This window comes from Rhodococcus sp. MTM3W5.2 (assembly GCF_001984015.1).
Taxonomy (GTDB): Bacteria; Actinomycetota; Actinomycetes; order Mycobacteriales; family Mycobacteriaceae; genus Rhodococcus_G; species Rhodococcus_G oryzae.
Window position 1 is genome coordinate 765,888 of sequence record NZ_CP019572.1, and the last position, 25,787, is coordinate 791,674.

Below are 25,787 nucleotides of genomic sequence, written 5' to 3' on the forward strand. Positions count from 1 at the left end.
TGTGGCTTTTGGCGGCCTGATTCAGAAGCTCTCGCGGTGCACGGCGTCGGAGAGCGGCCTGCCGTCCCGCCAGCCGAAGCGCACCAGGTCGGGGGTCTCCTGGAACTCCGACACCGGGCCGACGCACAGCCAGGCGATGGGCCGCACCGGGGACGGGATCCCGACCAGCTCGGTGAGGTAGTCCTCCTCGTAGAACGAGACCCAGCCGACGCCGATGCCCTCGGCGACCGCGGCCAGCCAGATGTTCTGGATCGCGAGCACCGCGGAGAACACGCCGGTGTCCTCGACGGTGTGCCTGCCGAGCACGTTGGCGCCGCCGCGGCTGGCGTCGTAGGTCACCACCACGCCGGTGCCGGACTCCTGGATGCCCTCGATCTTGATCGGGTCGAAGGTGGCGCGGCGCTCCGGCGGCAGCGAGTCGGCGAAGTTCCGCCTGCAGCCCGCGACGTGCTCGGCGAACGTGTCGAGCGTCTCGGGCTTCTGCACGACGACGAAGTCCCATGGCTGGGTGTTGCCGACGCTGGGCGCGCAGTGCCCGGCCTGCAGGATCCGGGTCAGCTGCTCCTCGGAGACCCGCTCACCCGTGAACTCGGCGCGGACGTCGCGGCGCATCCGGATGGCATCGTAGACCGAGAGCGGCTCGCCGGTCATGCGATCTGTCCTGCTGGGAAAATCCGAGGTGCGCACACCCCACTGACGGTAGCCGATCGAAGGCCCCGGTCGCCGTCGCGCACCCTCGACGCGTACGCACACCCGCTGACGAGATCGCACAGGTTCTGGGCGCCGAAACCGTGTGCGATCTCGTCAAGACCTGTGCGACGCCGGTGGCGCTTCGCGCCTACTGGCTGTAGCCGGCCAGGAAGTTGCCGAACCGCTCGATCGCGACCGCCAGGTCACGGGCCCACGGCAGCGTCACGATCCGCAGGTGGTCATGGTTGGGCCAGTTGAACCCGGTGCCCTGGACCACCAGGATCTTCTCCTGCAGCAGCAGGTCGAGGACCAGCTTGGCGTCGTCACGGATCTCGTAGACGTTGGGGTCGAGCCGGGGGAAGGCGTACAGCGCGCCCTTCGGCCGCACGCAGGTGACGCCCGGGATCATGTTCAGCCGCTCCCAGGCGACGTCGCGCTGCTCGAGCAGCCGGCCGCCGGGCAGGATCAGCTCCTCGATGCTCTGGTGCCCGCCGAGCGCGACCTGGATGGCGTGCTGCGCGGGCACGTTCGGGCACAGCCGCATCGAGGCGAGCAGGTCGATGCCCTCCAGGAAGCTCGCCGCGTGGTCCTTCGGGCCGGTGATGGCCAGCCAGCCCGAGCGGTACCCGGCCACCCGGTAGGCCTTGGACAGGCCGTTGAAGGTCAGGCAGAGCAGGTCGGGGCGAGAGTCGCCAGCGAGATGTGCTTGGCGTCGTCGTAGAGGATCTTGTCGTAGATCTCGTCGGCGAGGAGCAGCAGCTGGTGCTTGCGGGCCAGCGCGACGATCTGGCTCAGCACCTCGGCCGTGTAGACCGCGCCGGTCGGGTTGTTCGGGTTGATCACCACGATCGCCTTGGTGCGCGGGGTGATCTTCGATTCGATGTCGGCGATGTCCGGGTTCCAGCCGTCGGACTCGTCGCACAGGTAATGCACCGGGGTGCCGCCCGCGAGACTGGTCGTCGCGGTCCACAGCGGGTAGTCGGGAGCCGGGATCAGCACCTCGTCGCCGTTGTCGAGCAGCGCCTGCATCGTCATCGTGATCAGCTCGGACACCCCGTTGCCGAGGTAGACGTTGTCGACGTCGAGGTCGGGGAAGCCCGGGACCAGCTCGTAGCGGGTGACGATGGCGCGGCGGGCGGACAGGATGCCCTTGGAGTCGGAGTAGCCCTGCGCGGTGGGCAGCGCGGCGATCATGTCGCGCATGATCACGTCGGGCGCCTCGAAGCCGAAGGGGGCCGGGTTGCCGATGTTCAGCTTGAGGATGCGGTGGCCCTCGGCCTCGAGCCGGGCGGCGTGCGCGTGTACCGGTCCACGGATCTCGTACAGCACGTTCTGCAGCTTCGCGGACTGGTTGAGCACGCGCGGCTGGATGTGGGTGTGGTGGGAGGGCTCCGAGACGGTCACCGGTCCATGGTGCCACCCCGGTTCAAGCGGATTTCTCCCGCTACCCCGCATGTGGCGCAGGTAACGGGCTGATCGGACGCGGTCAGCGCCGCCAAATCGTTGTTCGGCGGCACCCGGGAAGAGGACCCTGAAAGACGGAACGAACTCCGCACGGAAGTGGCATTCCCATGAACGCACCGAGCTTTCCCCGGCCCGCGCCCGTCGACATCGCGCACCACTCGCACCTGACGGGGATCTTCGAGCCGCAGCGCGAGGAGGTGGACGTCCGCGGCCTCGAGATCGTCGGCGAGCTGCCGTCGGACCTGCACGGCGCGTACCTGCGCAACGGGCCCAACCCGCGGTTCGACCCGATCGGCCGGTACGTCTACCCGCTCGACGGCGACGGCATGGTGCATCGGATCGAGCTGGCGGACGGCGTCGCCCGGTACACCAACCGGTTCGTCAGGACGCCGATGGTGGTGGCGGAGGAGAAGGTCGGGCACGCGATATGGGCAGGCGTGACCGACCTGTACACGCCGAGCGAGGCCGAGGTCGGGCCCGAGCTGGCCGGGACACCACGCGAGCTGCCGGACATCAACGTGGTCCGGCACGGCGGTCGGCTGATGGCGATGGCCGAGACCACCAGGCCCTACCTGCTCGACCCGGCCGACCTGCGCACCCTCGGGCCGGAGAGCTGCGACGGCGCGATGGCGGTCGGCAGCACCGCGCATCCCAAGATCGACCCGAGGACAGGGGAGCTGGTGCTGTTCAACTACCTGCTCGACCCGCCCTACCTGACCTGGTCCGTGGTCGCGGCCGACGGCTCGCTCGCCCGCCCGCCCGCACCGGTTGCGGGGATGGACAGGGCGCTGATGATCCACGACATGGCCCTGACCGAGCGCTACATCGTGCTGTTGGTGTGTCCGCTGGCGTTCGACATGGCCGGCCTGCTCACCGGCGGGTCGGTACTGGACTGGCGGCCGGACGACGGCACCAGAGTGGCCCTGATCCCGCGCGACGGCGGTCCGGTCCGGTGGGCGAGCTGCGAGGCGTTCTGGGTGTGGCACTTCGCGAACGGGTTCGACCTGCCCGACGGGCGGGTGAGCGTCGACTACGCGCAATGGTCGTACCCGGGCGGGTTCGCGGACGCCGATCACCCGAACGTCGGCACGCTGATGCGGGCGGTGATCGATCCGGAGACAGGCGCGGTGCAGCGAACGGCCCTGTCGGACAGGGACGTCGAATTCCCCCGCATCGACGACCGCAGCCTCACCAGGGGCCACGGCACCGTTGCGACCGTGGGCAAGCTCGCCGGCCGAGAGGGTCCGATGGATTCGCTGTGGTTCTTCGGCCCGTCGGGTTCCGAGGCGCACTGGGATCCGGGCAGTCTCACGGTGGGCGAACCGGTCTTCATGCCCGGCGCGGAACACGATTACTGGGGGATGATCGGCACCGACCGCGCCGACATGTCGTCGTGGTTCTGTGTGCTCCCCGCGGAGGACCCCGGATCGGGCCCGCTCGGCAGGGCGCGGTTGCCGCTCCGGGTGCCCGCCGGGCTGCACGGGGCGTGGTTACCCGCGTGACGCGGCTCGCGCGCCGAGCCCGCGATGTCGGCGACTCGGCCTAAGTTGGACCGCATGCCACAGCGCGCACCCTACGGTTCCTGGCTCTCGCCGATCACCGCCGCGGACCTCGCCTCGAGCGGGCACCCGGTCGACGCCGGCCACTTTGTCGGCGAGGAGATCTGGTGGTCCGAGCTGCGTCCAAGCGAGGGCGGGCGGACCTCGATCCGACGCGCGGACAGGCGCGGGGAGCCCGAGGACGTGCTGCCGCCGCCGTGGAACGCCCGCACCCGGGTGCACGAGTACGGCGGTGGCGGGTGGACGGTCACCCACGACGGTCGGCTGGTGTTCGCGGAGTTCAGCGACCAACGCGTGTACGCGCTCCGTCCGGGCGAGCACCCGATCCCGCTCACGCCGCCGCCCGCGGTCCGCGCGGGGCTGCGGTACGGCGAGCTGAGCGTCGTCGGCGACGAGGTGTGGTGCGTGCGCGAGACCCATTCGGCCGACGGCGAGGTGCGCCGCGACATCTGCGCCATCCCGCTCGACGGCTCCGGCGGCGGCGATCCCGCACGGCTGCGGTCGGTGGTGTCGGGCTCGCACTTCCTGGCCTACCCGCGGCTCTCGCCCGACGGCAGGCGACTCGCCTGGATCGCCTGGGACCACCCGCAGATGCCCTGGGACGGTACCGAACTGCGGGTCGCCGAGCTCGACGAGAACGGTGTCTGCGGCCCGGGTCGGGTGCTGCTCGGCGGGCCCGAGGAGTCGGTGCTGCAGCCGCAGTGGTTCGACGACGGTTCCCTCTACGCGATCAGCGACCGCAGTGGCTGGTGGAACCTGTACCGGGTGGACCTCGGTGCGCAGCCGCCCCGGCCCGTGTGCCCGCTCGACGCGGACTTCGGCGCGCCCCTCTGGCATCTCGGCGTCCGCTGGTACACCGAGCTGGCGGACGGTCGCCTGCTCACCACCCGCACCGTCGGCACGGACACGCTGGCACTGGTCGACCCGTCCGACGGCTCGATCGAGGACCTCGACCTCGGCGACCTCACCTCCCTCGGCATCACGGACGTACGCGGCGATCGGGTGTTGCTGCGCAGCGGCGGCGCGCAGACGCCTGGCGGGCTGCGGCTGCTGGACCTCGGCACAGGTGCGGTCACCGATGTCCGGCTCGGCGTCGACGATCTGCCCGACGTCGCCTATCTGCCCACCGCGCAACCGATCACGGTCACCGGGCCACAGGGACGTGAGGTGCATGCGTACACCTATGCGCCGCGCAACCCCGCCTACACGGGGGTGGACGGGGAGCTGCCGCCGTACGTGGCGTTCGTGCACGGCGGCCCGACCGCGCACGTCGCGCCCGCGCTGAGCATGGTGTTCGCGTACTTCACCAGCCGCGGGATCGGCGTGATCGACGTGAACTACGGCGGGTCGAGCGGATACGGCCGCGAGTACCGCAACCGGCTGCGTGGGCAGTGGGGGATCGTGGACGTCGAGGACACCATCGCCGCCGTCCGAGGGTTGGCCGACGTCGGGCTGGCCGATCCTCGGCGGCTCGCGATCGAGGGCGGCTCGGCCGGTGGCTGGACGGTGCTGGCGGCGCTGACGACCTCCGAGGTGTTCGCATGCGGTGCCTCGTATTACGGCGTCGCGGAGCTGGAGCTGTTCGTCCAGGAGACGCACGATTTCGAGTCCAGGTACATCGACGGCCTGATCGGTCCGCTGCCGGAGAGCAAGGAGCTCTACGCGCGGCGGGCGCCGGTGAACAACGTCGACGGGCTCTCCTGCCCGGTGCTACTGCTGCAGGGCCTCTCCGATCCGATCGTGCCGCCGTCGCAGGCGGAGCGGTTCCGGGACGCGATGGTCCGCAAGGGGATACCGCACGCGTACCTGGCCTACGAGGGGGAGGCGCACGGCTTCCGGAAGGTGGAGACCATCGTCAGCTCACGCGAGGCGGAGCTGTCGTTCTACGGCCAGGTGCTCGGCTTCGAGACGCCCGGGATCCCGCGGCTCGAGCTCTGGCGTCCCTAGCCGTCGTCGCCGCTTCCTCTTGCTCGCACACCCTTTGACAAGGTCGCACGGGTTTTCCGGTGCCAGAGGGTGTGCGATCTCAGGAGAGGGTGTGCGGGGGAGCGGGAGTCACGGCTTCGGCGTGCACACCACCCGGCCGCGGGGCGGCGGGGACAGGCGGGCGCGCTCGATGGCGTCGAGGATGCGGCCGGCCACCACGCGCGGCGTCGCCAGGTCCTGCCAGGTCCACCGCACCACCTGCCAGCCCGCGGCGCGAAGGGCGTCCTCGCGTTGCTTCTCCGCCCACAGCACGTCCGCTGGGGTCTGCCCCTCCGGCACCAGGCGGCCGTACTTGACCTGGCCGTCGAATTCGCCGACGACGCCGAGCTCCTCGAACAGGAAGTCCACCCGGCCGAGGTGGGCGCCGTCCGGGGCGTACAGGTCCGGCCGACAGTCCGGAACGGGGAGTTGCTCTCTGACCATCAGCACTCGGCTGCGTGACTCGCCGACGCTCTCCGATCGACCGTCGAGCAGGTCCACGACGCGGTGGGCCTTGCGGCGGCCCGAGCGCTCGGGCAGGCCGCCGACGGCCTCGCCGAGTTCGGCGGAGGTGAGCGCGGTCGCGTGCAGCGCGTGATCACCCGCGATGACGGCCTCCTCGAAGGGGAGCGAGCGCGCCAGGTCCAGGACGGTTCGGGCGAGCGTGGTCACGAGCAGTCCGTCGATCTCGGTTGTCTCGTGGTCGGCAAGCTCCGCCACGTGCACGTGGCGGAGCCCGGTTCTGCGCCCGCCGCCCGTGCGGTTGCGGGTCAGGTGGACTCGACGCAGGGGCGTGTTCCACATCTCGAGGCCGTGTACCGCCGCGGCGGACTGGTGGCTCAGCACGGCGTCCGGCGACGCGACCCGCAGCGCGGCCTCCGCCCGCAGCCGGTGAACCGCAACGGGATCGAGCGTGTCCAGGTCGTCGCGGGGCGCATACGTTCCCGGCCGCAGCCGCTCCCAGGCCCCGGTGCGGCACTGGCGCTGCAGTTCGTGGTCGGTGGCGCCGCGTTGCAGCGCCTCCTGGCGTCGGATGATGTGTGCCCCCATGCGATGAAGGCTGCACCTCGGCTCGGGGTTTCGGCGCTCGGAGCGCTGGGTGAACCAGCAGCCTGTGCACGGGTCGGGGGTTGTGCACAGGCGGCCGGTGTCGCGTCGGGCGCACACCGGTTGCCAAGGTCGCACAGGGTTTGGGCGCCCACAGGGGGTGCGACCTTGCCAAAAGGTGTGCGGCCAAACAGAACGCGCCCCCACCGAGAGTCGGTGGGGGCGCGTTGCTGGTGTTGCTACTTCTTGCGGCCCGGGGCCTTGGCGCCTGCCTTGAACCCGAGTCCGCCTGCCTTCGGCTGGGGCAGCGGAGCGGCCTCAGCGGCAGGTGCACCATTGGCCTCAGGTGAACCGTTGGCGGAGGGAGCCTCGTCGGCGGGTGCACTCTCGACGGCCGGTGCGGCCTCGACAGGTGCACTCTCGGCGGCGGGAGCAGCCGGGGCCGGAGCCGCGGGCGCGGCGGCGGCCGGGGCTGCCTTGCGTGCACCCGGGGCCTTGGCGCCCGCCTTGAACCCGAGCCCGCCCGCCTTCGGCTGCGGCGGTGCGGCCGGAGCCTTGGCGGCGGGGGCCGGTGCCTCCGCAACGGGAGCCTCGGCCGGAGCCTCCGCAACCGGTGCCTCGGCGGCAGGCGCCGGTGCGGCGGCGGCCGGAGCGGCAGCCTTCGCGCCGGGAGCCTTGGCCCCACCCTTCATCTGCAGACCCTTACCGGGCGCCTTGGCGCCGGACGCGAGGCCAAGTCCCTTCGGCTTGGCGGCGGGAGCAGCGGCCTCGGCAGCCGGTGCCTCGGCGGCGGCCGGAGCGGCCTCGGCGGTGGGAGCGGCGGCGGCAGCGGCGGGCTTGGCGCCCGGAGCCTTGGCCCCACCCTTCATGCCCAGACCCTTGCCCGGTGCCTTCGCGCCACCCTTGAGGCCGAGGCCCTTCGGAGCGGCGGCCGGAGCCGCGGCGGCCTCGGCGGCCGGAGCAGCCTCGGCGGCCGGAGCGGCGGCGGCGGGCTTGGCGCCCGGAGCCTTCGCACCGGGGGCCTTGGCGCCCGGCGCCTTGGCCAGACCCTTCATGCCCAGACCCTTGACCGCGGGCTTCGCGGCGGCGGGAGCGGCGGCCGGGGCCTCTGCAGCCGGTGCGGCCGGGGCTGCCTCGGCGACCGGGGTGGCCTCGGCGACGGGCGCCGCTGCCTTCTCTCGGGGCTCGACCTTGATGTTCGCGGTGAGCTCCGCCGGCTCGAGCCGGGTGATGGACTCGAGCATCATCTGCGCGACGTCCACGACCTCGACGCCCTCGCCCTGGCCCGATTCCTGGCGTGCGGTGACGCCGTCGGTGAGCATGACGCGGCAGAACGGGCAGCCGGTCGCGATCTTCTTCGGATCGGTGGACAGTGCCTCGTCGACGCGGTCGACGTTGATGCGCTTGCCGATGTTCTCTTCCATCCACATGCGCGCACCGCCGGCGCCACAGCACATGGACCGCTCGCCGTGCCGCGGCATTTCCTTGAGGTTGCTGCCGGTGGCCGCCATGAGCTCGCGGGGCGCGTCGTAGACCTTGTTGTGGCGACCGAGGAAGCACGGGTCGTGGTAGGTGACGTCCTCGTTGACCGAGGCGACCGGGATCAGCTTCTTCTGGCGCACCAGGCGGTTGAGCAGCTGGGTGTGGTGGACGACCTCGTAGTCGCCGCCCACCTCCGGGTACTCGTTGCCGAGCGCGTTGAAGCAGTGCGCACAGGTGACGACGATCTTGCGCTTGGACTGCTCGACGCCGTCGAAGACGGAGTTGAGCGTCTCGATGTTCTGCATCGCGAGCTGCTGGAACAGGAACTCATTGCCCGCGCGGCGAGCGGAGTCACCGGTGCAGGTCTCGTCGGCGCCCAGGACCATGAACTTCACGCCCGCGGTGGCGAGCAGCTCGGCGACGGCCTTGGTGGTCTTCTTGGCGCGGTCCTCGTATGCGCCTGCGCAGCCGACCCAGAACAGGTACTCGTAGTCCTCGAAGGTGTCCGCGTCCTTGCCGTAGACGGGGATCTCGAAGTCCATCTCGTTGATCCAGTTGAGACGGTCCTTGGAGTTCTGGCCCCAGGGGTTGCCCTTGTTCTCGAGGTTCTTGAACAGGCCGGCCAGCTCGGACGGGAACTCCGATTCGATGAGTACCTGGTAACGGCGCATGTCGATGATGTGGTCGACGTGCTCGATGTCGACGGGGCACTGCTCGACGCAGGCGCCGCAGTTGGTGCACGACCACAGGGTCTCGAGGTCGATGACCGGAGCCAGCTCGCCCTCGACGGTCTCGCCGACCAGCTTGCGGCCGGCCTCGGTGAGCGCGGCCTCGGGGATCTTTGCCAGCGCGGCCTCGTCGACGTTGCCGTCGGCATCGACCAGGCCGACCTCGTCGCCACCCATGTCCTTGCGGCCGCCGGCGAGCAGGTAGGGCGCCTTGGCGTAGCCGTGGTCGCGCAGCGACATGATCAGCAGCTTCGGCGAGAGGGGCTTGCCGGTGTTCCAGGCGGGGCACTGTGATTGGCAGCGGCCGCACTCGGTGCACGTGGTGAAGTCGAGCCAGCCCTTCCAGGAGAAGTCCTCGATCTGGCCTGCGCCGAGGGTGTCGGTGTCGGGGTCGACGTTGTCCATGGTCAGGGCCTTGCCCTTGGACATCATCGGCTTCGCGGCGCCGAGGGCGACGCCGCCGTCGTCCTCACGCTTGAAGTAGATGTTCGGGAACGCGGAGAAGCGGTGCCAGGCGACGCCCCAGGTGATGTTGCGGCCGACCATGTACAGCCAGATCATGCCGGACATCAGCTTGACGAACGCGAAGATCGAGACCATGACCGCGCTGGCGGGCAGCAGCTTGGCGACGTTCATGGTGAAGAAGTCGGTCCACGGATTGGCGTGGCCATAGGTGGCGATCTTGCCCGCCTTCACCATGACCATGCCGAGGCCCTCGACGAACACGACGATCTCGACGAAGTAGGCCGGGCCGAACTTCGAGCCGCCGAAGCGCGAGAGCCGCTCCGGGATCCGAGGGTGGTTGAGCTGGCGGATCACGATCAGCACCGTGATGCCGACGATGGTGCCGATGCCGAGGAGCTCGTCCCAGAGGTGCCACATCCAGGTGTCGCCGAAGATCGGCCAGTGGAACTCCGGGTTGAAGGTCTGGCCATAGGCCTCGAACCACAACAGGGCGCCGCCGAGGAAGCCGATCATCACGAGCCAGTGCGCCCAGCCCACGGTGCGGAACTTCTGCATCCGGGTGTGCGCGATGAACTCGATGATCATCTGCTTGAAGCGGGGGACGAACGGGCGCCAGCGGTCCGGGGCTGGTTGACCGAGCTGCACCGTCTTCCCCATGGTCCAGGCCCCACTCAAGAATGAGGCCCAACACACAAGGCTGAGCAGTGCGCCGATCGTGCCCAACGTGATCGTCAGGGCGTTCATGTCACGGCCTTTCCTTCTACGACGGCAACGCCAACACGGGTCAAGTTACCCGTCGGTAGCATCCCGAGCCAACGTCGAGTCCATGGTCGCATCGGCCGGAGGTCGACGCGAGGCACAGGTGTTCTCACGCTCACCGTAATTTGTGCCCCTTTGGAGGGTTCAGTGCAGGTCAACCTAACTTCGCCGGATGACCTGCGGAGAAGTGAGCGGAACGAACGGGTCGGCGGGCAATTGCTGCGCCTTGTTCTCAGAAGAATCACAGATTAGTGTCCACCGAGACTGTGTTGTGACCCATGTGTCAATTTTGGTTTCCAGAGGGGATTTGTAGATGAGGCTGAAGAAGTTCGCGGCGACGTCGCTGATGGCGATCGCGGCGCTGGGTGTGGGTGCTGGCACCTCGTACGCGGCACCGGCTGCGCCCGAGACCATCGACTGGAGCTCGAAGATCGAGGGACAGTCGGTCGTGACCACCATCGACGCGGGCGGCTTCAAGGTCTCCGGTGACGGCAAGAACATCGAGCTGCAGGACAACGCGGGCAAGGCCGTCGTGAGCCTGCCGCTGGCGTTCCAGCTCAACTCGCTTAAGTTCCCGATGGAGCAGAAGATCAGCGAGGACGGCAAGACCGTCACCATGACGCCGGTCTTCGACCTCGGCAAGGCCAAGCCCGTCACCCCGGCCGATCGCGGCGACCGCACCGTCGGCAACATCGCGATCAAGGACATCGCCTCGCCGGCCGAGAACCTGAGCGCGCAGCAGACCTTCAGTGCGCAGCTCGCCGTGGCCACCGCGACCGGCGGTCTGACCGGCACCATCATCGGTTGTGTTGTCGGCCTCGTCCCGGGTCTTGCGGCGGGCATCATCGGCGCGCTGCCGGGTTGCGTCACCGGTGCTGGCATCGGCGCGATTGTCGGCACCATCGCCGTCGGTGGACCGACCCTGATCGCCGCGGGCATCGGCCTGGGCCAGACCCTGCTCGCCGAGCCGGGTACGACCATGTACGCCGAGCACCTGCAGAAGTAGTACTCGCAGAGCCACGAAAGCGGCCCGTCACCTCTACGGAGGGGACGGGCCGCTTTTGTTTGTCGTGGCCTCGTGGATGGCGCCGCCCGAGTGGGGTCGCCGAGGCCGCGAGCGTGGAGGGTGCGGACCAGCGGTCCGCACCCTCTCAGTCGCTCAGGACGCGGTGCCCGCGTTCGTGGCGATCTTGACGATGTAGCCGATCGAACTCATCAAAACTGGCAGCAATGCCTCCATGGAACTTCCTTCTGTACGCCGGCGCGAGTGCCCGGCAACGTTCTGACTGGGCCCCCAGTCAGGTGTGTCGCTGGCGCGCAATCCTCCCCGCCCCAGGAACAACGGGATTCTACCGTCAACCCGCGGTTCGGTGGGACGTTACCCCGGAATGCGAAAAGGGGCCTCGGACGCGAAAGTCTGCGTCCGAGGCCCCTTTTCGTGAGCCGTGAGTCCTCGATCTAGCCCGTGCGGACCTTCAGGCCCGGGTTGTCCGCGAGGATCGCGTTGATCGGCGTCCCGTACAGCTGGGGGCTGTCACCGACCAGCGTGGTGACCACGGAGGCCACCTCGCAGTACATCATGTCGCCCACGTTGGAGGCGCTCGAGATACCGAGCGCCCTGGTGCCGGTCACGATGGCGCCGCCGCTGTCGCCCTGCAGCGCACAGATGTTCGCGGTGAAGCCGTTCTTCAGGGTGCGGGTTCCGACGTCCACGATCTGGTTGACCGAGTTGATGGTGCCGCAGCTGAAGCCGGTGGTGAGGCCGGACTTGCACACCGGCGCCCCGACCACGGGATCGGCGGTGCCGGTGATCGGCACCGGGTTCGCGCCGGGGGCGCGGACGAAGTTGTTCTCGAAACGCTTGGTGGCGGCGTCGTCGATCTTGATCACCGAGTAGTCGAGACCCTCGACGGTCGACTTGGCGAAGGTGCCGAAGCGATCACCGAACGCGGCGCCGTGCGTCTCGAATGCGATCGAGGCGGCACCGGTGCCCGCGGCATCGCGGTTCGGGTCGCAGTGTCCGGCGGAGATGTTCACCGCGCGGCCGGAGCCGTCCGTGCCGTTGAAGCCGAGCGAGCAACGGAACGCACCGTCCGCGTTCTCGGCGGCGTAGGCGTCACCACCGAGGCGGGCATCGGCGGCAACGGGGCTCTCGGCGACCGGCGGCGCGGACGAGCCGAGCGCCGGGGCAAGCACGACGCGGGCGGACTCGAGGAAGTCGGGCAGCTGCAGGCCCTGGCCCTCGGCGGTGTTCTGGACGCGCAATACGACGTCGTTGTTGACCGTGTCGATCGCGGCGCCGCTGATGAGACCGGACAGCGGTGCGGGGAGCTTCTCGATCCAGCTGTTCATGTGGCCCAGCTGGTCGCGCAGCGCGCGCTCGCTACGGGGCAGGTCCTTCACCTTGTAACCGGCGGCCTCGACGGCCGCGCGGGCGGCTGCCTTGTCCGGTCCGTCCGCCAGGCCGATCAGCGGCGAGCCTGCCGGGTCGAGCCACGCGCCCGCGAAGGACTCGGGGAACTTCCCGCGCATCGTGTTGGCGAACTCCACCAGCTTCTGCCCGGCCTCGGCCTTGTCGAGGTACTGGGCGGGGCTGAGCCCGAGATCCCGCTGGATCGCGGCAACCAGGTCGGCGGGCAGCGCGGTCGCGGGCGCCGGAGCGGAGGGCTCCGCGTGTGCGAGGGCCGCGCCGGGCGCGATCAGGAGGAGGGCCGCAGAGCCGATCATCGCGGCACGGCGGGCGCGAACGCTACGCATGGGGACCTTTCGGATTGAGGGCATGCGGGCATGACCCATCCGTTGAGTCCGGGTCAGTTGTAGCGACTATATGGGTTACGCCCGCCGTTGCCTACCGGAAACTGTCGGATGATTCGGCGCCGCGGCGGCGCCGATGAGGTATCAGGGGCGCGGGTTTCCGGCCCGGACCTGCAGGTCGAGGCCGAGAGTCGCGTTCGCGTGGTTCACGATCTTCTCGATCGGGATGCCGATGCTCGCGGTGCCGCCCTCGGGCGCCAGCACGAGGTTGGCCTCCGTGCAGTTCGGGGCGCCGCCGGAGTTGGAGCCGCTGGTGATGCCGAGGGCCCTGGTCCCGGTCAGGATGGCGCCGCCGCTGTCGCCGCCGAGGGTGCAGGTGGAGCCCGCGAACCCGCGGACCAGGCGGGTGCTGCCGTCCGCCATGTGCAGCGGGGCGTCGACGCTGTCGGCGAGGACCATGCCGCAGGTGAACGTGGAGGTCTGGCCGGACTTGCAGATCGGCGCGCCGATGACCGGACGTGCCGTGCCGGTCACGGTGACGGTGGTGCCGTTGGCCCCGCGGACGGTCGGCTTGTCCAGCCCTGCGGCGGTGCCCGCCTCGTTGAGCTTGATCACCGAGTAGTCCAGGCCGCCCGCGGCCTCACCCATCGCGGAGTGCCGGAAGGCGCCGATCTGCGCGCTGCGGGAGACATCGGCGAAATCGGGCAGGTAGACCGGGGCGCCCGCGGGCACCTTCGCGTTCTCCTGCGAGGGATCGCAGTGGCCCGCGCTGAGGTTGTAGGGGGCACCGGCGGCGTCGACGGCGTTGAAGCCGAACGAGCAGACCCCGATCTCGCCCGGGTCGATGTCGCGGGTGATCGGGCGCGGAGTGGTGATGTAGGTGTCGCCGCCCTGCGCGTGCGGGTCGACGGGCGGCTGGCCGCCGGGGCTCAGCACGACCTTCAGTCCGGCCAGCAGCGTCGGCAGGTTCAGGGCCCGGCCGATGGGGCTGTTCACCACGTCGATGACGACCCGGTTCTCCAGCACGTCGATGGAGGTGGAGTTGATCTGCGAGGAGACGTCCTTCGGCAGACCGAGGATCCACTTGTTGACCTCTGCCAGTGAACCCTCGAGATCCTTCGCGGACACCGCGGCGAGGTGGGTGGCATAGCCGTCGCGGGCCACCCGCTGCGCTTCCGCGGTGGTGGTGACCGCGACGACGGGGACGCCGTCGACGCCCATCCAGGAACCGGCGTAGGTGGCGGGGCTGCCCTCGCGCAGGGTCTGGGCGTAGCCGGCCAGTCGTTGCGCGGCCTCGGCGCGCTCGATGTACTGCTGCGGGGTCAGCTTCAGGTCGCGGGCGATCGCGTCGACGAGTTCTGCGGGCAACTGCTGCGCGACCTCGGCGGGCGAATTCGACTGGGGTTCATGCGGTTCGGCCTGTGCGATAGCGGAGAGCGGGAGCAGGGTGGCCGAGGCGAGGATTGCGGCGCGGAACGCCAGCGGGAGACGCATGAAGACCCTTCGTCGAGAGCGCGGATGTATCAGCGCTCCACCTTAGGGCAAGTGTGGCTCGGCCGCCCGTATGCCTGATAGACCGGTTGGGGAACCGTTCCTATGCCGTATCGACGCTCTCGGCCGGAGCCTTCGAGGGCCTGGGCCTGGGCCGGGAGCGCGAGACGGCCACGCCCGCCAGGCACAGCGCACCGCCCGCGAGCGTGAGCAGCCCCGGCAGCTCGCCGAGGAACAGCCAGGCCATGACGACGACCAGAGCGGGCACGGCGTACGTCGTCGCGCCCATGCGGCCCGCTGTCGTACGGGCCAGGGCGTAGGCCCAGGTCGTGAAGGCCAGGGCGGTCGGGAACACCCCGAGGTACACCATGTTCATGGTCGCGGAGAGCGGCGCCCGGCTCGCCTCGTGCACGAGCTGACCGGCAAACGGCAGACACGCGACCGCGCCGACGAGGCACCCGAAGGTGGTGATCTGCAGGGCGCTGCCGTGTGCAAGGGCGGGCTTCTGTGCGACGACGCCGCCCGCGTACGCGGCGGCCGCGAGCATGCAGAGCAGGACACCGAGGACCGAGGAGTGCCCTTCGCCGGACATCGACAGCCCGACGGCGATCGCACCGGCGAAGGACACCGCCATGCCCGCGATCAGTCGGGGCGGCAGCGTCTCGCCGAGGAACCGGGCGCCGAGCAGGGCGATCAGGATGGGCCCGATGTTCACGATCATCGCGGCCGTACCCGCGTCGACCTCCCGCTCACCCCAGTTGAGCGCCACCATGTAGACGCCGAACCACAGGAGGCCGGACACCACGATCCCCGTCCAGGCCGCCCGCGGCGGCAACCCCTCCCGCCGGATCAGCAGGACCGCTCCGAGGACGAGAGCTCCGGAAAGGAGCCGGCCGAGGGCGAGCGCGCCGGGGAGTAGGCGGCCCCGGCGCTGCGGATCGAGACGAAGGCGGAGGCCCACAGGACGACGGTGACACCGGCGGCGGCGAGCGCCAGACGCGTGGTGGCACGGGTGTTGGTCATGGGGTGACCGTAGGCAATTCACGCCCGGCGCGTCAGGCGACGGCCGCTCCGTCCGCGGGGGTGGTCGCGGTGGTCGTCTTCGTGGTGGTCGTTGTCGTTGTGGTGGTCGTCTCGGTCGTGGTGGTGGGCTCGGTTGTGGTCGTCGTCTTCGTAGTGGTCGTGGTCGGTCGGTGGGATGGGCTCGGCTGCGCGGGCGGCGTCGTGATGACCGGCGGCGGGGCTTGGGTCGTCGGGGCGACGGTGGTGGTGGGCGCGGTCGAGGCGGGGCTCGACGTCTTGGTGCTCCTGGCCGTCGTGGACGCGGGCGCCTTGGTCGTCGTGGTGGTCGGTCTCGACGAGACGGTGACCTTGGGCGTCGCGGACGGGGCGATGACGGGGACCGCGGTCGCGGGGGCATCGGTGGAGCGCAGGCTCACCACCAAACCGACCAGCGCGACGGCCAGGATCACACCGGCCGCCGCAGTGATCGCCGTGGTGCGTTGGAACCGGAAGCGGGGCGCCGCGGCGATCGGCGTCGCAGCGCCAGCGGCGAGCGGCACCGGGTCCGGGTCCAGCAGGACAGGGAGCACCGGACGGCCGGGACCGGCCTCGGTGAACGCCGTCGGCGGGCCCGCGACCGAGACCGCGGGCATGGTCACGGTGTCGGCGTCGCCATCGATGTCGGTGTGGACCGCCGCGACGGTGGCCGCGACGGCCGCCGTGGTGATGGCCTCGCCCGCCGCACCGCCCGGCTCGCCGCCCGCCGCGATGATCGCGGCGCCGTGCGTGCCCGTGCATCCCGGCCGGGGCGACAGCACCGTCGGCAGGCCGATTGCCGACTCGGCCAGTCGCGACACCAGCGGCATCGCGGATCCGCCGCCGGTCAGCAGCAGGGCGCACACGTCCGACAGCGCCAGGTCATGGGCGCTGATGGTCTGCTCCACGAGGTCGAGCGATCCGGTGATCGACGACTCCAGCAGTTCCTCGAGCTCGCTGCGCAGCAGGGTGACGGTGGCGGTGGCGCCCGCGAGCTCGACGGCGATCTGCGTCTCGGCCGCCGTGGACAGTGCTTCCTTGGCCTCGGCGCATCGGCGCCGTAGCACCGGCAGCTCGGACCTGGTGGCCGGATCGCTCAGGTCCACCGGCCCGAGATCACCGGCGGCCGAGCCCAGTACGTGCTCGAGGATCGCCTGGTCGAAGGTGTCGCCACCGAAGCGGGTGGTGAAGGTCGACGGCCGGAGCAGCCCGGCATCCGTGCCCGTGCGCACCAGCGAGATGTCGAGCCCGGTGCCGCCGAGGTCGTAGACCGCGACGATCGCGTCGCCAAGCGTGCCGTGCGCCGCCTCGAGCCAGGCGACCGCGGCCACCGGCTCGGGGACCAGCGTCACCCCGGCCAGCCCGACGTGTGCGAGGGCGTCCCGCATCGACTGCGCGGTCGCGTCGGACCAGCGCGCGGGGTGGGTGGCGATGATCTCGGGCTGTTCGGACAGACCGGGGAAGGCCTCGGCCGCCTCGTGCACGAGGCTGTGCATGGCGGTGGCGACCAGGTCCTCGGCCAGGTATGCGGAGCCGTCGCCGATCACGAGTCCGGCCGGTTCGCCTGCGTGCGCGGCGAACCCGGAGATGACGTCGGGCGCATCGAGGGGTGAGCCGAGTATCGCCTCGCCCGCCGCCGTCAACTGCAATGTCGCGCGACGAGCGATGGTGGCCGGCTCGGCGCCGGTACGAGGACTTTCGGTGGTGTGGAGGACCGCAACGGCGTTGGTGCCGCCGACCCCCAGCCCAAGCCCCGCGGCCATGTCTGTCCCCCATCTCATTGCTGCCGCGCTCGCCGGGGTTCGCGCGTCGCGCTGCCGGACCGACGCGCGATCTCGGGCGACAGCCTATCTATTCGCCTACGCTCGATCCGGAGAGCATCGACGCAAGCGGGGTGGTGATCCTTGGCCCTGCGCGAGGTACGGGGAGAAATATGACCGATCCCGAATCGCCACCGGTGCCGCAGCCGGTCCTCGAGCCGCTCAGCGCGGCGGCCCTCTTCCTGGTGATGACGGCAGGCCCTGGCGACGGGGACGCGGTCACGCTCCGCGACGTGGCCTCGGATGTCGGGTCGCTGGTCAGGGCGGTGGGATTCCGGGAACTCGCCGGCTCCCTGTCCTGCGTGGTCGGTTTCGGTTCGGAGTTCTGGGATCGGGTGGGGCCGAGCGCCACTCCGGCAGGGCTGCACCCCTTCGTCCCGTTGCGAGGCGAGGTGCACAGCGCGCCGGCCACCCCGGGGGACGTGCTGTTCCACATCAAGGCCTCCCGTGCGGACCTGTGCTTCGAGCTGGGGCGCCTGATCCTGACGGCGCTCGGTGACGCGGCGACCGTCGCGGACGAGGTGCACGGATTCCGCTACTTCGACGCCCGCGACCTGCTCGGTTTCGTCGACGGGACCGAGAACCCGACCGGGGCCGGCGCCGGCGCGGCGGCCCTGATCGGGGCGGAGGACCCCGCGTTCACGGGTGGCAGCTACGTGATCGTCCAGAAGTATCTGCACGACATGGCCGCATGGGCCGAGCTGAGCACCGAGGAGCAGGAGCGGGTGATCGGGCGGACGAAGCTCGAGAACGTCGAACTCGACGACGCGGCCCTGCCGAGCAACTCACACGTCGCGCTCAACACCATCGTCGACGACGACGGGACCGAGCACGAGATCCTGCGCGACAACATGCCGTTCGGTTCCCTCGCCGCGGGCGAGTTCGGTACCTACTTCATCGGTTACGCGAAGGACCCCGCCGTCACGGAGCTGATGCTGCGGCACATGTTCCTCGGCGATCCCCCGGCAACCACGACCGGATCCTGGACTTCTCCCGGGCGGCGACAGGGACCCTGTTCTTCGTGCCGAGCCAGGACCTGTTGGAGGCGTTGGCCGACATCCCCGTGCCGGACGTCGAGGAAGCGGAGTCGGAAGAGGTTGCACCGCGCGACCTGTCCCTGAAAATCGGTGATCTCAAAGGAGTGTCGCAATGACTGATTCGAGCAATCTGCACCGGAACCTGGCGCCGGTGACCGAGGCCGCGTGGGAGCAGATCGGCGAAGAGGCCGCACGCACCTTCAAGCGTCACGTCGCCGGGCGCCGGGTCGTCGACGTGGCCGGGCCGTTCGGATATTCCTATTCCGCACACAACCTCGGCCGGGTGCGCTCGATCACCGCATCGGACAGCAGGATTCGGGCACAGCTCCGCGAGGTGCACCCGCTCGTCGAGCTGCGTTTCCCGTTCACGCTCAGCCGCGCGGAGATCGACGACGTTGCCCGCGGGTCGCTGGACTCCGACTGGCAGCCGGTCAAGGACGCGGCCAAGGCGATCGCGTTCGCCGAGGACCGCACCGTGTTCGCCGGCTTCGAGGAGGCAGGCATCGTCGGCCTGGGGCCGTCCAGCAGCAACCCGCCGCTGTCGCTGCCCGAGGACCCGCTGCTGGTTCCCGACGCCGTTGCCTCCGCGCTGTCGGCGCTGCGGCTGGCAGGCGTGGAGGGGCCGTACTCCCTGGTGCTCGACGCGGATACCTACACCGCGGTGAGCGAGACCAGGGACGAGGGCCACCCGGTGTTCCATCACCTCAAGGACCTCGTCGGCGACATCATCTGGGCCCCGGCGGTGGCGGGCGGCTACGTGCTGTCCACCCGCGGCGGCGACAACCAGCTCACCCTGGGGACGGACCTGTCGATCGGGTACGACAGTCACACCGCCGAGACGGTGACGCTGTACCTGGAAGAGACGCTGACCTTTTCGTCGTTGACGGCGGAGGCCGCCGTCGTGCTGGGACGCTGACCGGTGCCGGGGTCGTCGAGGTACCGAGACGTCAACCCGCTGTACCGGGTGATGCGCGACCTTGCCGGGACCAAACCGATGGCGTGGTTCTTCGCCCGCACACTCCACCACGTCGACGGCCCCGTCTACCGGCTGACCAAGGGGCGCAACACCCTTACGACGCTCCTCACGGGACTGCCGCTGGTCATGCTCACCACCACGGGGGCGAAGAGCGGGGCGAGACGCACCGTCCCCCTTGTGGGGATGCCCGACGGGGACCGGATCGTGGTCATCGCCTCGAACTACGGGCAGCATTCGAACCCGGCCTGGTACTTCAATCTGCGCAAGCATCCCGAGGCCACGGTCACCGTCGCGGGCGGTGAGCCCCGGCAGGTGGTCGCCTACGAGGCGGAGGGGGAGGAGCGGGAGCGACTGTGGCGCATGGACCTGGAGGTCTATCCCAGCCGCGCCGCCTACAAAGAACGCGCCACTGACAGGCGGATCCCGGTGATGGTGCTCGAACCCGCCGGCGGCTGAGCCCGACGACGCGACGGCTCACCACTCAGCCGATCAGCTCGCTCGATTCCTTCCTCCAGTCGTAGACGACCCGGGTCCGCAGGACGATGTCCTGCAACGACCGTCGCCGGGGGTCGACCGCCGCCCACAGCAGGCCGACGGCGAACAGGACGCAGAGCACGGCCCGCACGGCGGCGCGGGGCAACCGGAGCAGCCGGCCCTTGGCGGTGACGACCCGCAGCCCCATCGCCAGCGCGCCGACGGTGCGCCCGGTCGTCGCCCAGCAGCCGGTCAGGTATACGACCGACACGGTGAGGGTGGCGGTCGCGGAGGCCAGCACGGCAGGCTCCGGGAACCGGAAGTTCTGCGGGGAGTACAGCAATCGCACCAGGGCCAGGCCCAGGTAGGTCACGCCCATGATCGCGAGGACCACCCCGAGGTCGATCACGGCGGCGGTCGCGCGGGTGACGATCCCGGCAGGCCGGTGCGGAGGCTGATCGAGGTGCTCGGTCACGGTGCCTGGTCCCCTGGGTGATCGCCGCCGCCCATCGGCAGTTCGTCGTTCGGGCCTGCGCCACGGCCGAACAGCTTGCCCACGAAGCCGGCGACGGCGTCGTCGGCCTGCATGCCCTGGCTCCGGACCCCGCGAACCGCCTCGGAGGACAGCGAGCCCGTCGACTCCCGGATGATTTCCGGCAGGTCCACGCCCTCGATGATGTCGTTGGCGAGGCCGACGAGGTCCATCCTGGCGATGATCGCGTCGATGTCGATCCGGCGCGCCACCTCGTCGAGGTCCACCCGCGCGATCTGCCTGCCGAGGTCGACGGAGTCGACGATGCCGTCCAGGTCGAGCTTGCCGATCACGGCGTCCACGTCGAGCCGGGCCGCGATCCGGTCGACGTCGATGGTTGCCGCGATCTGGTCCAGATCGAGGGACTCGGCGATCAGGTTCAGGTCGACGTTCTCGCGCACGAGGCGGGTGAGGTCGACCTCGAGCAGGGCCGCCGCGATCACCTCCCGGATCACCAGGCGCAGCAGGTCCCGAACGGTCGGGGCAGCCGTCCGCGCGACCTCCTCGCCGCGTGCCCGCAGCGCGTCCGCCGTTGCGTCGAGGCGCCGGGCCAATCCGGGCACCCGGCGCAGGGTGTCGAGGGCGAAGCGGGCCGTCGCACCCACCACTTCGGCCGCGGTGACCGCGGCTCCGATCGTCACGAACACCACGTCGGCGCCGGGAAGGCTAGCCAACGGCCGGTTCGCCGCGGGCGTGACTTGCTCGTCCGGTGACATGGTCCCTCCCAGATCGGGTCTGACGCGAAGAGGTCAGGTCGTGATCATAGGTGTCACAGGTGGGTACGACGCCGGTTGTGTCGGGGTCGTGACCCGGGCCCGGCGCTCAGCTCTCCGTGCCGTGACCCATCGCGCGCAGCATCGACAGCATGTCCGCGCGGGAGGTGGCGTCGAGGCGACGGCGGATCCGGGCTACGTGGTGCTCGACGGTCTTCGCCGAGATGAACAGCCGGGCGCCGATGTCCCGGTAGGTCAGGCCCATCACCAACAGGTTCGCCACCTCGGCCTCGCGGTCGGTCAGGCCCGCGCTGAGTTCGCGCTCGGTCCCCGCGACGGCGCCGGGCATCGACGACGAGGCGGGTCGCAGGGAGCGCGCGACCTGCAGCAGCGTGGTCGCGGTCCTGGTGTCGGAGGCGCGGAGCGCGGCCTCGCTGGCGAGACGGGCGCCGTCCCATGGCAACCCGATGCGGTCCAGGGTGCGTGCGGACTGTTCCACCACGGTGGCGTCGATCTCGCCCTGCAGCACCCGAAGCCACGCGCGGCCCGCGGCGGCGAGACCCGCCGCGTACGGGCTGGTCTCCGCCGCGACACCGAGGGCGTTGGCGTGTGGAAGCAGTTCCGCCGGGCTCTCGGCCAGTATCGCGGCCTGCACGCCGTACCAATGCAGAGGCGAGCCCCACAGCGTGGGTTCGCCGAGCCGGGTGAGCAGCTCGTTGGCCTGCTCGATGAGGTGCGCGAGCCGGTCGGTGTCCCGCAGTCTGGCCGCACCCAGCCACAATTCGCCGAGCGGGAGCAGGCTGAAGAGATCGGCCGAGTGCTCCGCGATGACGCCGTGCGCCCGCTCCCACGAGTGGGTGAGGGCGCCGATGTCCCCGACACGTCGGGCGAGTCCGACCCGCAGCGCCGCGATGAACAGGGCATCGCGCGGGGTGGGCTCGGCATCCGCTGGCATCGCATCGAGCCGGGCCGTCGCGGCATCCAGATCGCCGCGGATCATGGCGATCCAGGTCAGCAGCAACTCGTGCCGCTGACGGGTGATGCTCTCGCGAGGCTCGGTGTCCAGCGCCCGCTGCAGCACGGCCTGTGCGCCCGCGAGTTCGCCGCACGCGATGCCGGCCAGTGCGGTGATGGCGGCGCCACTGTCAGGGAGCAGTCGGGGACGGGAACCGTTGGCGGACAGGGACAGTCCACGGGTCAGCGAGTTGACCGCAATCGCGACCTGGCCGTCGATCGACTGTCGCAGGCCCTGCGCGAGCAGCGCGGCGCCAGCGGACGTCGACGTCGGGGGCGCGCCCGCCTGGCGCTCCGTCATCGCCTCGGCCTGCTCCGGCCGTCCCGCGGCCAGCAGGACAGTGGCCGCGACGGGAGCGTCGGAGCCGACGCGGGCCGGGCCGAGCCATTCGTAGAGATCTGCGCTGCGGCCGAGCATGCCCTGCTGCGCCGCGACGCTCGCCGCGATCCGAACGGCCGCAGCGAGTTCGGTGTCGGTCAGGTCCGCCGCCCGTTCGAGCAGGCCGTCGGTGAGCCCGACCGCTGTGTCCAAGTCCGCGCTCAGTGCCGCCGCCTCGGACCAGCGCAGGGCGAGGGTGTTCCGATCGGCGCCCGCGCGGACGGCCTCCGCATACAGGCTCGCGGCCAGCGGCGGCTCGGCGTGTTCGGCGGCGCCGCAGAGGAACTCGGCCAGCTCGGGATCCGTCACGCCCGCCTCGGTGTAGGCACGGGCCGCGGGGAGATCGAGGGTGCCGTCCGCCAGCTTCGCGCGCAGCGAGTCGGCGTGCAGCCGGGCCAGCCGCTGCGCTCCGAGCACGGCGGCCAGCGGATCGCGGGCGACGGGTAGGAGGGTGTGGGTGACCAGTCCGGTGCCTCGGGCCCGGTCGATCAGGTCCTGGGCCACGTCCGGGTCGACGGACAGCACCCGGACGAGTTCGACGGGGTCGGGCCCCGAGCCGATCGCGGCGATCGCCAGGGTGCACAACAGGTCCGAATCGAGTTCCCCGAGCCGGGCGCGCAGGTGTGCGGCCGTCGCGGCGTCGAGGGCCCGTTCCAGTGCGGGCTGGGTACGGGGCTCGGTGGGGTCGAGGCGGGACAGTGCGCCGAGCGCCGCGTCGACGCTCTGCACGCCGCCCCCGGTGATCCGCAGGATCGCGGCGGCGAGACCGATAGGAAGTCGTACGCCCAGTGTCGATTCCGCGCGGACGACGATGTCCCGTGCGGTCATCGGGTCGAGGGTCAGCGAGCCGAGCGCATCGCCGAGCGAGCGAAGGGTGCGGCTGTGCGGCCGCGGTTCGGTGGCGACGATCACGGTGATGTCCTGGCGGTGCGCGGCCAGGGTCAGCGCGTCGACCGCGGCGTCCGGCAGCCGATGGGCGTCGTCGACGACCAGCGCGCCGCCGGGTTCGACATCCGCGCCCGCCGCCGCGGCGACGGCGGTCCCGTTGGCCCGCAGCTCGTCTCGGATCGCGGCGAGCAGAGTCGATTTGCCACTCCCCGCAGCGCCGCGGATCAGCATGTGCGGATTGCCCGTTCGCGCGGCGGCGAGGAACGCCTGCGCGCCAGGCATTCCGGCGAGCGTGGCCGCAGCGGTGCCGGTGGGTTCGGAGGTCAGCACGGTCACGGGTCCTACTGCCCGCCGCCGAGCAACCCGCCGACGCCCTGGCCGACGCCGCCGACGACGCCGCCCAGGCCGCCGAGCACGCCGCCGACGCCGTTGCCGACACCCTCCACCACGCCGCCGACGCCGTTGCCGACACCGGCCGCGGCGCCGCCGACGCCGTCGACGAAGTCGTTCGCGATCTGGCCGCCGCCGTCACCCTGCGGGGGCGCGGGCGGCGGCGTGTACCCGCCGCCCGCAGGCGGTGCGGGTGGGGGCGGGGGCGTCCCGCCGCCGACGGGTCCCGGTGCAGGCGCCGCCGGGGCGGGTGCGGGTGCGGCGGCGGGGGAGCCGGGTGCAGGGGCGGGAGCCGCGGCGCCCCCGAATTGGCGGAGACCTGCCGCGCGGTCGAACCGGCGTCGGATCGGACGGGCGCGCCGGTGGGGTCAAGACGGACGGGGGAGTCTGCGGTGGTCGGGCTGACCACGCCGTCGACGACGGGCAGCACTGTGCCGTCCGGTGCGACCGTGGTGGTGACGCTGTGGCCGCTGGTCGTGGCCCCCGGCTGGTGTCCGCGTTGGACGGCGTCAGCGCGCCGGTACCGAGCGAGAGCCCGCCCGCGGCCAGGACGGCGATCGCGGCGGCCGCGGCGGCGACGATCGCGGCCTTCTTGGGGTGGAGAGCGATGAGCCCCTGGACGCGGGCCGGATGCCGGGACGCGGACCCGCGGACGCGGGCAGCACCGGCGCGACCTCCACAACGGTGGTCGCGGCGGCCGCGGCGGCCGGAACCGCCGCGAGCGGCACCGTGTGGGCGCCCTCCGCGGCGGCGATGAGAGCGGCGCCCTGTGCCGCGGTTCGCTCGGGATGGGCGTCGGCGACGACGGGCAGCCGCAGTTCGGCGGAGAGCAATTCGGCGACCAGCGGCATCGCCGAGCTGCCACCGATGAGCAGGACCTGACCCACGTCGGACAGGTCGACGCCCGCGTTGCGCAGTGTCTCCCGGACCAGTTCGACGGAATCCGCCAGCGGTTCCCGGATCAGGTCCTCCAGCTCCGCACGCACCAGTCGGACATCGCTGTGCACGCCAGGCAGGTCGATCCCGATGACCGTCTCGGTGTCCGAGGACAGTGCCTCCTTCGCGGCGCAGCAGCGGGCCCGCAGCTGGGCGAGGGCGTTCATCGTGTCGGGGTCGAAGGGGTCGAGTTCGCCGGCCTCGCCCACGACGCCGTCGAGCATGTATCGCAGCGTCAGGTGGTCGAACTCGGATCCGCCGAAGTCCTCGGACCGCATCGGCTTCCCGATGATCCGGGGAGTGTCGCCTGCGTGGACCAGCGTGACGTCGAGGCTGGTCCCGCCCAGGTCGTAGACGAGCACGAGGTCATCGGAGGCGCCTGCGTCGTCGCGGGATCCGTTGCGCTGCAGCCATGCGACCGCCGCCTCGGGTTCGGGGACGAGCGCGACCCCGGCGAGACCTGCGCGGTCGAGCGCGGAACGCAGCGCGTCGACCGTGTGGCTCGGCCAGACGGCCGGATATGCCGCCGCCACGGCGGGGAACTCGGCGAGTTCGGCCGAGGACGCCTCGATCAGGCACTGCATCGCGGTGACGACGAGGTCCTCGCCGGTGTGGGTCGAGCCGTCGTCCGCGACGAGCGCGACGGGGTCGCCGACGCGGGTGGCGAAACCGGAGATGACGGTTCCACGTGGAACGTCCCCCTCGTGCCTGCTGGGCACGCCGAGAACCGCGGGGGCGTCCCCGCCGAGCGCCAGGGTCGAACTCGCCGTGATCGACGGTCCCTGCGCGTCCGCGTCGTGCTCGAGGGCGGTGACCGCCACCGAGTTCACGGCGCCGACGGTGAGTCCGAGTCCAACAGTCATCGAAGTGTTCTCCCGTGCTCGCCCCGCGGCTTCCGCCGCCGGAGTGGCTGACAATTCTCCCGTTGGCCGGAGCCAGGGGCGGGTGACGATTTCCCGGGTTCTGCGCCGGGGGTGGGGCCGAAGGTGGCCCCCGCTGTTGCCCACTGTGTCGGGTCACGCGCGTGAAGCGTTACCGATTCGGTGACAAACGCGCAGATGGGGGAGGTATCCCTATCGGGCGGCGATCCCCTATCGGCCCCACCCCCACGCGCTCCGCGAGGCAGGGGAGTTCACCCCGTTGGGGCGGGGTGTCCGCGTACCTAGCGTTGAGGGCAATCGTTTCG

General features: G+C 70.9%; 17 protein-coding genes and 2 pseudogenes. 6 read left to right on the forward strand and 13 right to left on the reverse strand.

What is annotated here, in order from left to right:
- Positions 1-21: 21 nt before the first annotated feature.
- Positions 22-651, reverse strand: coding sequence for a 5,6-dimethylbenzimidazole synthase (gene bluB / locus BTZ20_RS03640; protein WP_077040413.1), 630 nt, complete (start codon positions 649-651; stop codon positions 22-24).
- 187 nt (positions 652-838) lie between these two features.
- A pseudogene (locus BTZ20_RS03645) lies at positions 839-2,145 on the reverse strand (pyridoxal phosphate-dependent aminotransferase).
- 116 nt (positions 2,146-2,261) lie between these two features.
- On the opposite strand from BTZ20_RS03645, the gene BTZ20_RS03650 reads away from it, so the two are divergent.
- Both BTZ20_RS03650 and BTZ20_RS03655 read left to right on the forward strand, forming a co-directional pair.
- Complete coding sequence (locus BTZ20_RS03650; protein WP_077040414.1) at positions 2,262-3,656, forward strand: carotenoid oxygenase family protein; 1,395 nt, start codon at positions 2,262-2,264, stop codon at positions 3,654-3,656.
- A 54-nt stretch (positions 3,657-3,710) separates the two neighbouring features.
- Positions 3,711-5,660, forward strand: coding sequence for a prolyl oligopeptidase family serine peptidase (locus BTZ20_RS03655; protein ID WP_077040415.1), 1,950 nt, complete (start codon positions 3,711-3,713; stop codon positions 5,658-5,660).
- A 108-nt stretch (positions 5,661-5,768) separates the two neighbouring features.
- Here BTZ20_RS03655 and BTZ20_RS03660 read toward each other — a convergent pair whose 3' ends face one another.
- Complete coding sequence (locus BTZ20_RS03660; protein ID WP_077040416.1) at positions 5,769-6,728, reverse strand: hypothetical protein; 960 nt, start codon at positions 6,726-6,728, stop codon at positions 5,769-5,771.
- A 236-nt stretch (positions 6,729-6,964) separates the two neighbouring features.
- Positions 6,965-10,144: a (Fe-S)-binding protein gene (locus BTZ20_RS03665; RefSeq protein WP_077040417.1), complete on the reverse strand. Its 3,180-nt coding sequence runs from the start codon at positions 10,142-10,144 to the stop codon at positions 6,965-6,967.
- A gap of 328 nt (positions 10,145-10,472) precedes the next feature.
- On the opposite strand from BTZ20_RS03665, the gene BTZ20_RS03670 reads away from it, so the two are divergent.
- On the forward strand, positions 10,473-11,165 hold the full coding sequence (locus BTZ20_RS03670) for a hypothetical protein (protein ID WP_077040418.1): 693 nt from the start codon (positions 10,473-10,475) through the stop codon (positions 11,163-11,165).
- Positions 11,166-11,617: 452 nt separating this feature from the next.
- Here the strand turns inward: BTZ20_RS03670 and BTZ20_RS03675 are convergent, their stop codons facing one another.
- The 5 genes from BTZ20_RS03675 to BTZ20_RS03690 all read right to left on the reverse strand — a co-directional run bounded on the left by BTZ20_RS03675 (position 11,618) and on the right by BTZ20_RS03690 (position 17,205).
- The gene (locus BTZ20_RS03675; protein WP_077040419.1) at positions 11,618-12,916 is read right to left on the reverse strand and encodes a S1 family peptidase; all 1,299 of its coding nucleotides are present in this window, start codon (positions 12,914-12,916) and stop codon (positions 11,618-11,620) included.
- A gap of 141 nt (positions 12,917-13,057) precedes the next feature.
- Positions 13,058-14,407, reverse strand: a complete 1,350-nt coding sequence (locus BTZ20_RS03680; RefSeq protein ID WP_077040420.1) for a S1 family peptidase — start codon at positions 14,405-14,407, stop codon at positions 13,058-13,060.
- Between the two features lie 100 nt (positions 14,408-14,507).
- Positions 14,508-15,260 carry a DMT family transporter gene (locus BTZ20_RS03685; RefSeq protein WP_223263881.1) on the reverse strand — a complete coding sequence of 251 codons (753 nt, stop codon included), beginning with the start codon at positions 15,258-15,260 and terminating at the stop codon, positions 14,508-14,510.
- Positions 15,254-15,427, reverse strand: coding sequence for a hypothetical protein (locus tag BTZ20_RS27645; RefSeq protein ID WP_223263892.1), 174 nt, complete (start codon positions 15,425-15,427; stop codon positions 15,254-15,256). The genes BTZ20_RS03685 and BTZ20_RS27645 overlap by 7 nt, the downstream gene beginning before the upstream one ends.
- Positions 15,428-15,459: 32 nt before the next feature.
- Positions 15,460-17,205 carry an Hsp70 family protein gene (locus BTZ20_RS03690; protein WP_077040421.1) on the reverse strand — a complete coding sequence of 582 codons (1,746 nt, stop codon included), beginning with the start codon at positions 17,203-17,205 and terminating at the stop codon, positions 15,460-15,462.
- Positions 17,206-17,375: 170 nt separating this feature from the next.
- Here BTZ20_RS03690 and BTZ20_RS03695 point away from each other — a divergent pair.
- The 3 genes and pseudogenes from BTZ20_RS03695 (at position 17,376) to BTZ20_RS03705 (ending at position 19,731) form a co-directional block, all read left to right on the forward strand.
- Positions 17,376-18,415 (forward strand): annotated as a pseudogene (locus tag BTZ20_RS03695) (Dyp-type peroxidase).
- Positions 18,412-19,215: a family 1 encapsulin nanocompartment shell protein gene (locus BTZ20_RS03700; RefSeq protein ID WP_077040422.1), complete on the forward strand. Its 804-nt coding sequence runs from the start codon at positions 18,412-18,414 to the stop codon at positions 19,213-19,215. Before BTZ20_RS03695 ends, BTZ20_RS03700 begins: the two are co-directional and overlap by 4 nt.
- A gap of 3 nt (positions 19,216-19,218) precedes the next feature.
- Positions 19,219-19,731, forward strand: coding sequence for a nitroreductase/quinone reductase family protein (locus BTZ20_RS03705; RefSeq protein ID WP_145982199.1), 513 nt, complete (start codon positions 19,219-19,221; stop codon positions 19,729-19,731).
- Between the two features lie 25 nt (positions 19,732-19,756).
- Here BTZ20_RS03705 and BTZ20_RS03710 read toward each other — a convergent pair whose 3' ends face one another.
- The 4 genes from BTZ20_RS03710 to BTZ20_RS03725 form a co-directional block, all read right to left on the reverse strand.
- Positions 19,757-20,224 (reverse strand): RDD family protein, encoded by a 468-nt coding sequence (locus tag BTZ20_RS03710; protein ID WP_077040423.1) that lies wholly within the window; start codon positions 20,222-20,224, stop codon positions 19,757-19,759.
- On the reverse strand, positions 20,221-20,997 hold the full coding sequence (locus tag BTZ20_RS03715) for a hypothetical protein (protein WP_223263618.1): 777 nt from the start codon (positions 20,995-20,997) through the stop codon (positions 20,221-20,223). Before BTZ20_RS03715 ends, BTZ20_RS03710 begins: the two co-directional genes overlap by 4 nt.
- Before the next feature lie 106 nt (positions 20,998-21,103).
- Positions 21,104-23,557 carry a LuxR family transcriptional regulator gene (locus BTZ20_RS03720; protein WP_077043466.1) on the reverse strand — a complete coding sequence of 818 codons (2,454 nt, stop codon included), beginning with the start codon at positions 23,555-23,557 and terminating at the stop codon, positions 21,104-21,106.
- A 617-nt stretch (positions 23,558-24,174) separates the two neighbouring features.
- A complete protein-coding gene (locus BTZ20_RS03725) occupies positions 24,175-25,464 on the reverse strand; it encodes an Hsp70 family protein (RefSeq protein ID WP_262982541.1) in 1,290 nt (429 codons plus the stop codon).
- Positions 25,465-25,787 lie beyond the last annotated feature (323 nt).

Bases quoted from the DNA above. Each gene is read 5' to 3' on its own strand.
- bluB (WP_077040413.1), bottom strand. From the start codon at position 651: ATGACCGGCGAGCCGCTCTCGGTCTACGATGCCATCCGGATGCGCCGC.
- BTZ20_RS03650 (WP_077040414.1), top strand. From the start codon at position 2,262: ATGAACGCACCGAGCTTTCCCCGGCCCGCGCCCGTCGACATCGCGCAC.
- BTZ20_RS03655 (WP_077040415.1), top strand. From the start codon at position 3,711: ATGCCACAGCGCGCACCCTACGGTTCCTGGCTCTCGCCGATCACCGCC.
- BTZ20_RS03660 (WP_077040416.1), bottom strand. From the start codon at position 6,728: ATGGGGGCACACATCATCCGACGCCAGGAGGCGCTGCAACGCGGCGCC.
- BTZ20_RS03665 (WP_077040417.1), bottom strand. From the start codon at position 10,144: ATGAACGCCCTGACGATCACGTTGGGCACGATCGGCGCACTGCTCAGC.
- BTZ20_RS03670 (WP_077040418.1), top strand. From the start codon at position 10,473: ATGAGGCTGAAGAAGTTCGCGGCGACGTCGCTGATGGCGATCGCGGCG.
- BTZ20_RS03675 (WP_077040419.1), bottom strand. From the start codon at position 12,916: ATGCGTAGCGTTCGCGCCCGCCGTGCCGCGATGATCGGCTCTGCGGCC.
- BTZ20_RS03680 (WP_077040420.1), bottom strand. From the start codon at position 14,407: ATGCGTCTCCCGCTGGCGTTCCGCGCCGCAATCCTCGCCTCGGCCACC.
- BTZ20_RS27645 (WP_223263892.1), bottom strand. From the start codon at position 15,427: ATGACCAACACCCGTGCCACCACGCGTCTGGCGCTCGCCGCCGCCGGT.
- BTZ20_RS03690 (WP_077040421.1), bottom strand. From the start codon at position 17,205: ATGGCCGCGGGGCTTGGGCTGGGGGTCGGCGGCACCAACGCCGTTGCG.
- BTZ20_RS03700 (WP_077040422.1), top strand. From the start codon at position 18,412: ATGACTGATTCGAGCAATCTGCACCGGAACCTGGCGCCGGTGACCGAG.
- BTZ20_RS03715 (WP_223263618.1), bottom strand. From the start codon at position 20,997: ATGTCACCGGACGAGCAAGTCACGCCCGCGGCGAACCGGCCGTTGGCT.
- BTZ20_RS03720 (WP_077043466.1), bottom strand. From the start codon at position 23,557: ATGCCTGGCGCGCAGGCGTTCCTCGCCGCCGCGCGAACGGGCAATCCG.
- BTZ20_RS03725 (WP_262982541.1), bottom strand. From the start codon at position 25,464: ATGACTGTTGGACTCGGACTCACCGTCGGCGCCGTGAACTCGGTGGCG.